Raw genomic sequence first — 10,652 nt, 5'->3', positions numbered from 1 at the left:
AAACCTATCTTTAGTTGAGTTTGAATATATCGATCGCTTCTGTTCTTAGTTTGCGATCGATTATTCAGCAAACCCTAGATAAACTTAAAGAACAGGTAGATATAATTATCAAATCTCTCACGAATGAAGAAGTTTTATCTCTCTGTGGTTGGGACTAGATCCTTGAAGCTATATTAAGTGCAGATTCATAGTGAATTGGTATGAGGAAGTGGTGTAATTGGTCATTGGTCATTTAATTGCTGTAATTCAACTCGTTTTTTAAAGTTTGGGGAAAGTGCCAATAAGGCGTTTCTAATTCGTCCTCAGTTGGATAATTTTCAGTTGAGTCCTCTCGGATTTGAAAAAAGTAGTAGAGGTTAGCCACAGTTAAATCGGATATTTCTTCCCAATTCGAGGCAGCTAAAGCTGGATAGCCAGTAGCGATCGCCTGCTGGCTGACATAAAATTCGTATCTCCGCCGGATTTCCGGCGACACAGCGAAGGTTAGCTGGTCGCGCAAGGATAGAAAGTGAGACTTTTGCTTTAAACTTTCATAAAGTGAAGGTTCCGCCGCTAATACCGCGAATGTAGTGTACACGCTGCTTTTTAAACTCTCGCCGGTGAGTTTATCTAAACTAGCTAACTGGTGCTGCTCTTTTGGAGACAAAGTTTGCATCCAATCAACCTCATTTTGCCAAAATTCTATTACACTTAAATCATGACCGAGAATCCTAGCAACTTCAGGAAATAAAAAATCTAGTTCGGCTTCGGATTGACATCCTTTAACAACAGTTAGAATATTTTGACGAATTTTTGATTGGAGTTCCAGCAGGCGATCGCTCACCATATCGTAGGCGCGCTGCAAGTGAAACGTGACGCCGATCGCCTGCTCGATCGCCCAAACACATTCCATTTGCCTGAGTTGTCCGGCAGAACACACCCCCTCCAACAAACTGGGATTGTCATAAATTTTTAAAGCCTCAAACAGCATATCCCGCCCGCTATTAATTTCGGAATTCCGAAGTTTAATATCGGGCACTGTTAGGGCTGACTGACAGCGTTTAATAGCTTTAGAAAAAATCTCGTAACCGTTAATCAGTTTCTGGCGGTGCATTTCAAAACTAGAGTCGTGAGCCACCTTAAAAATCTGCTGGATTACCTCTACTCCCCTATCTTTGAGGATGTGTCTGAGATCGATAAACCCGTCTTTAATTTTTAGCTTCTGGTGCTTTGCCTCTTCTCGGATTTTTAATACTTGGTTGAGGTTTACTGCGGACAAAACTGTGCTCGACACAGCGCCCATACCCATGACAGCAGCAGTCGCTTGCATCACTGCCAAATTAATTTTCAGACAGTTAAGCATTCTGTATATTTTTTGAAACCCCTGATGAGTTTGAGCAACCTGCAACGGCGCCACTGTCACGTATACGGGAGCTACCAGCGGCTGTACGGGGCCACCTCCGGCTAACTGTGCGAGCAATCCTATAACTCCGCGATCGGATAGAGTTCCACTTGTTGATTGATAAAAGATTTTTGCGAGTTCCACAAACTCCCCTGTCACCGGATCTCTAGCAGCAGGGAGCAATTGTCCTGTTTTGGCAACAGGCTGTACTAGGTTGCCACTATTGAGTCGCGCCTGAGTTGCAGGAGTGAATATATAATCCATGTTGTGACTCAGTTTCCATTCAAAAAGGCAGATGTTCTGTATTGTATGCTGTTTAGGGAAACGAGGGATGAAAGGAAGTCAACTACCCACCACTAATCGGAGTACCGATATAGTGGGCGCTTGAAAAAGCCGAGTTGACCAGTCAAGCGTGTTAAATCACTACGTTTAAGGTAAGCGTTAAAGTACCTACCAGAGAATGCGTTGCTAGTTCTTTGCTCTAGAACTTAAAAGTTAAACAGGTGTAAGGGTTAAGCCAGTGCTTTTAAGATAGTTACCGACCTTAAACATTGACGAAGCTAACATTACCCCGAAAGGGAGGACTTAAAATGTCTAACTTTGTTTTTGTACTAGATACCCAAAAACGACTGCTCAATCCAATCCACCCAGGAATGGCCCGTAAATTGCTAACTAATGGCAAAGCTGCTGTTTTTAAAAGGTATCCATTCACACTAATTCTCAAGGTAGAGGTAACAGCAACCCAAAAACCAATCACTCTCAAAATAGACCCAGGCTCTAAAACCACTGGGTTCGCATTACTGCAAGGAGAAAAAGTAATCTTTGGTGCAGAACTAACTCACCGAGGTCAAGCTATTAAAGCCAACCTTGAATCTCGTCGTTCATTACGTAGAGGAAGGAGAAATCGCCATACTCGCTATCGTCCAGCTAGATTCCTAAATAGAATTCGCCTTAAAGGTTGGCTAGCACCAAGTTTGCAACATCGCGTTGAAACAACTCTAACATGGGTGACTAAATTGATGAAAATTGCCCCCATTGTTTCTATTGTTCAAGAACTTGTGCGGTTTGACTTACAACAATTACAAAGCCCGGAACTTTCGGGAATTGAGTACCAACAAGGCGTTTTGTGTGGCTACGAAGTTCGGGAATATTTGCTCAACAAGTGGGAGAGAAAGTGTGCTTACTGTGGTGTTACAAATACACCATTACAAGTCGAACATATTCATCCTAAAGCTAAGGGTGGTTCTAATCGCATTTCTAATCTTTGCCTTGCTTGTGGAAAGTGCAATATCAAGAAAGGAACTCAAAATATTGAGCAATTCCTGTCTAAAAAGCCAGAGGTCTTGAAACGGGTTTTATCTCAAGCAAAGCGTCCTTTGAAAGACGCGACAGCAGTCAATTCAACTCGTTGGGCATTATTCAATCGGCTTAGTATGACTGGTTTGCCTGTTTCTACTGGCAGTGGCGGCTTAACAAAGTTCAATCGCACTCGATTAAATCTAGCTAAAACTCACTGGCTAGATGCAGCTTGTGTAGGGAAAGTTGAATCGTTGGAAATTTTAACAAGCAAACCGTTGTTAATTAAAGCTACTGGACATGGGACACGTCAAATATGTCGTACCGATAAGTTTGGATTTCCATATCGCTATGTTCCCCGACTTAAGTTTATTAAAGGTTTTCAAACGGGAGATATTGTCAAAGCAATCGTTACTTCTGGTAAAAAAGTTGGTAAATATGTTGGGCGTGTTGCCGTTATAACAAGTGGTTCGTTTAATATTTCCGCATCAGAATTGGTGTCGGGGGTTAGCCACAAATATTGTTCAATTATTCACAGAAAGGATGGTTATTCTTATGCAGCATAAACCTTGCCCCCCTTTTCCTCTCACCACTGACCTGAGTACAGGTTCAGTGGGGGTCTCCAAGGGGGAAGACAGATGAATGAGTATCTCAAGGCATTCCAGGCTATTAGCCAGTTTAGCGATCGATTGTTGGCAGACGAATATCAATCCGTGGAGATTAAACAGTCAGCTACCCAACTCAGTTTAGATGTGGAACCTTGTATTGACGAAATTAAGCAATCTGCCATCAGACTCAAGGGGTTACTTCAGGTATGTTTTAAAGATGTATCTCAGGCTGAGGATGTCTGGAATAGCAAGCCGAGAATTGCTGGAGCATCTCCTGTTGATGTCTGGGAGCAAATTGGCGAACTAAGCGGATGCGATGTGAGAATTCGCAGTTTAGGAAAACAGGGCAAATATGATGCTGTTGCTAAAGTTCGCAAATCTTGGAGCGACAAGGCGACCAAGTTAAAAAATCAGTGGTTTTTGTGGGATAAAAACCCTCAAGTCTTTCAAAGAGATACTATCTCTTTTTTTGAAAAAGATAATTTGCACAAAGAGTTGCGGAATGAAGTTGATGCCCAAGCCGAGCGAGTGATTTTCATTATGGACAATGAACTAAGTTTAATTTTTCAAGAGTTACAATCTATTGATATAGAAAAAATTGAACTTTGTATTGAATGCTTCGACCTAAACAGTCAATCTAAATTTAGAGATCGACTACAATCAATAGGCAGCGAGATTGTATCGAAGTTTACGGAGCCAGTGAAATATTTGCCGGATTCTTATATGAAGAGTTTTAAAGAAACGCTGAAAGAACCTGTAGAAACTCTGGTTCATAAAAGCAATATGGGAATCAGTTTGGTCGATTTTGAAGATTGCTGTAAAGTGATTGGCTTAATCCTGGACCAGGTGATTTTGGCAATTTTTGAGGAGCGCATGAAACTGGCTATTCAAACAGTTGAAAAAGCGATTAAATTCTACAATAATTTTTTAGAGAAGCAGGGGCGGTATCAGAAAGAGACGCCGGAACAGCGAGCGGCGGAAAAAGATTGGATCGAATGCCAGCGGCAGCAACTCAGGGAAGTTCAGCAGTATATTGATGCAGTCATCAATCATTAGTGGTTAGTCATTAGTCATTAGTCATTAGTCATTAGTCATTAGTCATTAGTTATTGGTCACTGGTTATTGGTTATTGGTTATTGGTCACTGGTTATTGGTTATTAGAACGAACAACTAACAATTAACAAATAACCACTGACCACTAAAAACAGTCAACAGTCAACAGTCAACAGTCAACAGATTATTGATATTGACCGCTGATTTCGTAAACGATCGCGCCCAAAGACGCTAAGCTAGCTAAAATTAGCATTCCTGCCGGCATGAATTTTTTAGTTTTAACCAGGCGCACAATAAAGACTATTACTAAAACAGCGGAGATGGCTGCTGCTAATGTTAAACCCCAACTTTGTCCCATAAGCTGGGCGGTGCCGGCAAAAATTAGGAGGGAACCGCTAATCAGGCCCGAAATGAGCGAGGCTTGGCTTTTGGCCTTGATATAACCCATGATGCCGCCAACCAGTGTTAAAATGCCGTAGCCGATCGCCGCTGCTGTCCCTAAATTCATTTTTAATCCTCCCGATTTCACTCTTTGCATCTAAATTTATACAGCGCGGGCTGCAATTAGTGTCACGAATTGTTAGAAAATTTATTAAAGCCAGTCAGGATATGTAACTGTTATACAATTGCCATTATGTCAGCCCTAACTTCTGGTGCGATCGCCCAAATCCGTTACCTCCAGCGCCAAGCAGCATCCCTGCTGCTGTATCAATCAGTTCTCAAAAGCCCCGCCGGTCAAGCTTTTCTCGATTTGCTGCAAGCCCTTCACCACAGCGAAGTCAGCGGTTTGGAATGTCAGGTAGCTTACGGGAACTGGTTCAAAGTTCAGGCTGCTAAAAATTTAAGCTGGAAAGATTTTCTGATTTCCGAAATTCTCAAAGACGAAAACCCCTTTTCACGCCGAGCACAGCAAACAGATTTTGCAAGTTTGCCCCCCGCGTTAGTGGAGGCCGCCCGACATGATTTAGAAGTGCTGCAAAATATTTACGAATGCAGCAGCGAACAGTTGAGCAAGTGGGTGCGGGTAGCGGGTCAGCTTGACGCAGTGCCTCCGATTTGGCATTCAGAAACTGTAGCAGAACAGGGAGATTTGCCCCTGCACGGGAAACTAGAAAAATGGTCGAGTGCGGCGGAATCTTTGGCAGTTTATTACCGACAGTTTGGCACGGGTTTGTTTGCCGAATATCGGGCTTTTGCGTGGCGGGGAGGGCAGTTGGCGAATATTTCGCATCCCGATCGCATAACTTTAAAAGAGTTGGTTTGCTGCGATTGGCAACGGGATGCCCTGGTGAAAAATACGGAGTTTTTGTTGGCAGGTTATCGGGCTTTGCACGTTTTGCTGTACGGCAGCCGCGGTTCGGGCAAGTCTTCTTTGGTTAAGTCGCTGTTAAATGAATTTGGCTCTCGCAATCTGCGCTTGATTGAAGTATCTAAATCGGATTTGCAAGATTTGCCACTAATTGTCGAGCAGTTGCGGGGAGTTCCTCAAAAGTTTATTATTTTTGTGGATGACCTTTCCTTTGAGGAAGATGACGATGCTTTTAAAGCTCTGAAAGTTGTTTTGGAAGGAAATGTTACTGCTCGCTCTCAAAATGTGGTAGTTTACGCAACATCTAACCGCAGGCATTTAATTCGAGAGTTTTTTGACGACAGACCTCGCCCCCGCGATGGAGACGAAGTTCACGCTTGGGATACTGTGCAGGAAAAACTTTCATTTAGCGATCGGTTTGGCTTGACTTTAACTTTTGAACCGGCCGATCAAAACACTTATTTAACAATTGTCCGACATCTGGCAGAACTTGCTGGAATCAAACTCGCTGCTGAGGATTTGGAACACCGCGCTAAAGAATGGGCAACTCGTCGCAATGGGCGATCGGGCAGGACTGCGCGGCAGTTTGTGGATTTCCTGAAAGCAGATTTAGCCCTGTTTGACAAGTAAATGGTCTGCGCTGGGAGGGCGGGTTTTAACTGAGATGTTACATCATTCTCAATAAGTTTTTTATGAACAGGCTTTCCGGCCTGTTCCACAAAGAGTGAATTTTATTGTGGAACAGGCCGGAAAGCCTGTTGCTTACAATGGTGCAAGATGCCTGTTTTAGCCGATATATGGGAAGGCTATTCAGGATATGAATCAACCCGCCCTTACAGCACCCAAGGGCGAAAGAAAAATTCTTAAGTTTTTCATAATTTTATTGATAACAACTAACTAACAAAATTTGATATAATTGTCGAAATCTCCCAAGAAAATTCCCGAGCCAGAGCAGATCCTGACTCCATGAATCCACTACTAAATAATGAGGAAAATATCATGGGTTTATTTGATAAAGTATCGCAGACTCGTAAAGAAACGGACGTAACGTTAGGGCCTGCTGAAGCATTTGCCGCGATCGCGTTAATTGCCGTAGCAGCCGACGGTTACATCAATGACAGCGAAAGTAAAGCGATTAGCATGACGCTATCTAGGATGCAACTGTTCCGCAGCTATCCGGATGACGTGATGAGAAAAATGCTCGATCGCCTGCTGATGATTCTGCAACGGCAAGGAGTTGAGGTACTGTTTAATGCTGCTTTGGCAACGCTTCCTGACGAACTTAAAGAAACCGTTTTTGCTGTGACAACTGATATGGCTTTAGCCGATGGCGAGGTTTCAGAAGAAGAAGAACAACTTTTGAACGATCTTTACAGTGCATTGGGGCTTTCCGAAGATATTGCCCTCAAGATTATAGACGTGATGTTGATTAAAAACAAAGGTTAAGAAATAAGCGAAAGCAGTGAGGAAGGCCATTTTTACAATATTAGGACTTAGGAAACTGGCACATTAAACAAAGGTATGTAGTTACGCTTGGGCGATCTGTCCTAAGCTAAGAGCTAGTCTATCGCAACTACATACCTAAAATTTAACCCCTATTTGTGAGAGTTTGCCTTAGTCCTAAATATACAAAATTAGCGCCTACTTACTTAGCTGATAACTTCTCCAAAAGTGCGGGTTTACCGATATGATGGTTAGTGAAATTGCCATCCAGATTGCGATCGCCAGCTACTACCTTAAATGCCTTTCACTTACAGCCGTACTGTTCGCTTTCAAGATACCGATGCTGCTGGAGTCGTTTACTTTGCTAACGTTTTGGCAATGTGCCACGAAGCTTACGAGGCCTCTCTAGCAGCATCTGGAATCAATCTCAAAGCATTTTTCAGCAATCCCGAGGTTGCTTTTCCCATAATTCATGCTAGTGTAGATTTTTATCGCCCAATGTTTGCGGGCGATATGCTGACGATTCAATTGACGCCCAAACAAGTTGCTGGCGATGAATTTGAAATTGTCTATCAAGTATTTTCTGGCGAAGCTACAGGAAGAAGCGCTGCTAAAGCTCTTACTAAGCACGTTTGCATCGATGCCGTTAGCCGAACTCGAAAACAGCTATCGGAAGACTTGATAGAGTGGATGATAAAATTTGAGAGTTGAGAGTTGTGATTAGCTCTATCTTTAAATAATAACAGGGTATGACAGTCAGTCGATTTTAGATTTTAGATGTTAGATTTACTTGCAGCATTGAATCTGGGAGTTTCAACTTTGGTCGAAAATTGGGGACAGATGGCGACTTAAGTACGTGGCACGGTATCCGTTTTTGAGCGGAGTCTAATTTCTTTTAGGTTGAGAATTTTTTCGGAATTTTTGATAGTATGTCAAATCGCAATTATGCCATTGTAGGCACGGGAGCTTTAGGCGGATTCTACGGTGCTAGACTGCAACAAGCAGGTTTAGAAGTCAATTTTTTGCTACGCAGCGATTACGATCGAGTAAAAAAACACGGTTTGATTGTCGAGTCTCCCGAAGGCGACTTCACCCTCCCCCACGTCCGCGCCTACCACGACGCGCACAAAATGCCTCAGTGCGACGTAGTAATTCTAGCGCTGAAAACAACTCAAAATCACTTGTTGCCCAAAATTTTGCCTCCTTTATTAAAGGATAACGGTGCGGTTTTAGTATTGCAAAACGGATTGAATACCGAACCGGAAGTCGCTAAAATTGTCGGTGCAGAACGAGTGGTTGGCGGGCTGTGTTTTCTCTGTTCTTATAAAGTTGGGCCCGGTCACATCTGTCACCTAGATTACGGTACGATCACGCTGGGCGAATATGCCCAAGACTACAAGCCTATCGGTATTACTGATAGATTGAACCAAATTGCTAAGGATTTTAAACGTGCTCATATTCCTATTAAAATGAGCGAAGATTTGCTATTGTCAAGGTGGAAAAAGCTGGTTTGGAATATTCCTTATAACGGCCTGTCGGTAGTGTTGGATGCGAGAACTGACGAACTGATGGCTAATCCCGATACTCTGATTTTAGTTAAGGAAATCATGGGGGAAGTGGTAGCGGGAGCCAAAAGTTGCGATCGCATTATTCCCCATGACTTTATCCCACATATGCTCGAATACACTGAGAAAATGAAGCCTTACCGCACGAGCATGAAAATCGATTATGATGAATCGCGCCCCCTGGAAGTTGAGGCGATTTTTGGTAATCCGATACGGGTGGCGCAGCAAGCAGGTATTAAGTTGCCCCAAATAGAGGTACTTTACCGAATGTTGAAGTTTGTGGACTTTCAAAGACAAGAAGCAGAGAGGACGAGAAGGCTGTTAGGTTTGTCGTAATTAGTCAGTTGATTGTTGGCTGTTGACTGTTGACTGTTGACTGTTGTCTGTTGACTGTTGACTGTTGACTGTTGTCTGTTGACTGTTGACTGTTGTCTGTTGGCTGTTGACTGTTGTCAGGAGTCTGAAATAAGCATGAGAAATTCTGCCTTCTGCATGGATTGCGATCGCCTAATAATTATTGATATTCGATCGCAATCTTTTGCAATTGTTCTCGATTAACTTTGCCTTGAGAATTGCGTGGCAATTTTTCGACGATTACCCAATATTTCGGCCGCTTAAACTTGCTCAACTTATCTTCTATTGCCGCTTGCAGATTTTTGACAGTAACTTCGGAATTCGCGGGAACGTAGATAGCCGTAACGACTTGACCCCAATCTTTGTCTGGCAAGCCAATTACAGCAATATCCGCAACTAAATTAGTCGATCGCACAACGGCTTCGACTTCCGCCGGAAATACATTTTCTCCGCCTGTGATAATTTTGTCGCTGCTGCGTCCGACGATATTTAAGTAGTTATTTTTATCAAAAAATCCCAAATCGTCTAATTGGAAATATTCCCGATCGCCAAAATTTTCAGGATAATAACCTAACGCCAAAGATTTAGCATTTACCACAATATTTCCTATTTGATTATCGCACAAAATCGCGCCATTAGCACTGCGAATACTTATTTGAGCGTGCGGTAAAGTTTGACCAGAACTGTTATTGCCAGCGAGAAAGTCTTCGGGTTTTAGTGTAGCAATTTGCGAGGCGGTTTCGGTCATGCCGTAACTTGGCGCTAATTTGACTTGATAGTTTCTAGCTGTTTCTAAAAGTTCCGGCCAAGCGGGAGCACCACCCAAAAGTACGGCCCGAAACCGTCCCAGCCAATTAGCTGTATCTGGGTTTTGCAGCAGCCGTTGCAGTTGAGTTGGAACTAAAGAAATGAAAAATTCTTCTGGCTTGATGTCGCATATTTTACCCTTTTCTAATTCTTTAAAATGCTGAACACCCAGTTTTCCTCCGGTAGTAAAAGAACGCATGAATTGCATTAAACCGCTGACATGATATAAGGGCAGAACGCAAAATGAGTTGATTTGGTCAACTTGAAAATATTGTTTAAAACCTTGTACTGAGGCGGTTAGTGTGTCCCAAGTGTGGATGGCAAAACGGATTTTGCCTGAAGAACCGCCGGTGGGAATCATGATTGTATCAAAACCGCTTTTACCGGGCGAATGGAATTCGCGGCTATACAAACGAAGTCCGCCTTCGCGGACTGGGATATGGGGAGTAGTGGGAAGCGGGCATTGTCCCCAAATTAAGTCGGGTTGGACTAAATCAAAGACTTGTTGCCATTCTTGTTTTACCCAGTTGGGATTGCAGAGAAAAATCGGGCATTTGGCGGCGCGGGCGGCGGTGAAACTGGCAAGAAATTGCACGGGTTCTGGTTCGGCGAGGCAAATTTTTGGGGGTGTTTCTCGTGCGGGATTTTGGGTGATTTCTTGAAAGAGCCGATCGACAATTCGGGCAAATTCACGACTATCACAACCGATAAGCCAATTATCGGGCAAGCCAGACGCGATATCCAGGATATTTACTGTGAGATTTGTTGCCATAGATGCTTTCACCAAGTTTTTCGATTCAAAACAATTTCCTAACCCGCTTGATTTAGTCGTGGGA

At 43.1% G+C, this 10,652-nt stretch carries 9 protein-coding genes; 6 read left to right on the top strand and 3 right to left on the bottom strand.

Features of this window, described 5'->3' with window-relative positions; genetic code table 11:
* Window positions 1-232: 232 nt before the first annotated feature.
* Window positions 233-1,645: a hypothetical protein gene (locus QT994_RS21395; protein WP_333177920.1), complete on the bottom strand. Its 1,413-nt coding sequence runs from the start codon at window positions 1,643-1,645 to the stop codon at window positions 233-235.
* Between the two features lie 326 nt (window positions 1,646-1,971).
* Between QT994_RS21395 and iscB the strand changes: the two genes are divergently transcribed.
* Together iscB and QT994_RS21385 are read left to right on the top strand one after the other, a co-directional pair.
* Window positions 1,972-3,243 (top strand): RNA-guided endonuclease IscB, encoded by a 1,272-nt coding sequence (gene iscB / locus QT994_RS21390; protein ID WP_333177918.1) that lies wholly within the window; start codon window positions 1,972-1,974, stop codon window positions 3,241-3,243.
* 72 nt (window positions 3,244-3,315) lie between these two features.
* Complete coding sequence (locus QT994_RS21385) at window positions 3,316-4,341, top strand: hypothetical protein (protein ID WP_333177915.1); 1,026 nt, start codon at window positions 3,316-3,318, stop codon at window positions 4,339-4,341.
* Between the two features lie 181 nt (window positions 4,342-4,522).
* On the opposite strand, the gene QT994_RS21380 is transcribed toward QT994_RS21385, so the two are convergent.
* The gene (locus QT994_RS21380; RefSeq protein WP_333103981.1) at window positions 4,523-4,846 is read right to left on the bottom strand and encodes a TMEM14 family protein; all 324 of its coding nucleotides are present in this window, start codon (window positions 4,844-4,846) and stop codon (window positions 4,523-4,525) included.
* 126 nt (window positions 4,847-4,972) lie between these two features.
* On the opposite strand from QT994_RS21380, the gene QT994_RS21375 reads away from it, so the two are divergent.
* The 4 genes from QT994_RS21375 to QT994_RS21360 all read left to right on the top strand — a co-directional run bounded on the left by QT994_RS21375 (window position 4,973) and on the right by QT994_RS21360 (window position 8,991).
* Complete coding sequence (locus QT994_RS21375) at window positions 4,973-6,277, top strand: ATP-binding protein (protein ID WP_333048634.1); 1,305 nt, start codon at window positions 4,973-4,975, stop codon at window positions 6,275-6,277.
* A gap of 369 nt (window positions 6,278-6,646) precedes the next feature.
* On the top strand, window positions 6,647-7,093 hold the full coding sequence (locus QT994_RS21370; RefSeq protein WP_333048640.1) for a tellurite resistance TerB family protein: 447 nt from the start codon (window positions 6,647-6,649) through the stop codon (window positions 7,091-7,093).
* Between the two features lie 294 nt (window positions 7,094-7,387).
* On the top strand, window positions 7,388-7,801 hold the full coding sequence (locus QT994_RS21365; RefSeq protein WP_333177912.1) for a thioesterase family protein: 414 nt from the start codon (window positions 7,388-7,390) through the stop codon (window positions 7,799-7,801).
* Window positions 7,802-8,019: 218 nt separating this feature from the next.
* Window positions 8,020-8,991, top strand: coding sequence for a putative 2-dehydropantoate 2-reductase (locus QT994_RS21360; RefSeq protein WP_333177909.1), 972 nt, complete (start codon window positions 8,020-8,022; stop codon window positions 8,989-8,991).
* Between the two features lie 178 nt (window positions 8,992-9,169).
* Here QT994_RS21360 and QT994_RS21355 read toward each other — a convergent pair whose 3' ends face one another.
* Window positions 9,170-10,588 (bottom strand): 2-succinylbenzoate--CoA ligase, encoded by a 1,419-nt coding sequence (locus QT994_RS21355; protein WP_333177905.1) that lies wholly within the window; start codon window positions 10,586-10,588, stop codon window positions 9,170-9,172.
* Window positions 10,589-10,652 lie beyond the last annotated feature (64 nt).

Source organism: Microcoleus sp. S13_B4 (assembly GCF_036700885.1).
Taxonomy (GTDB): domain Bacteria; phylum Cyanobacteriota; class Cyanobacteriia; order Cyanobacteriales; family Microcoleaceae; genus Microcoleus.
This window is presented reverse-complemented; position numbering and strand designations above follow the sequence as displayed.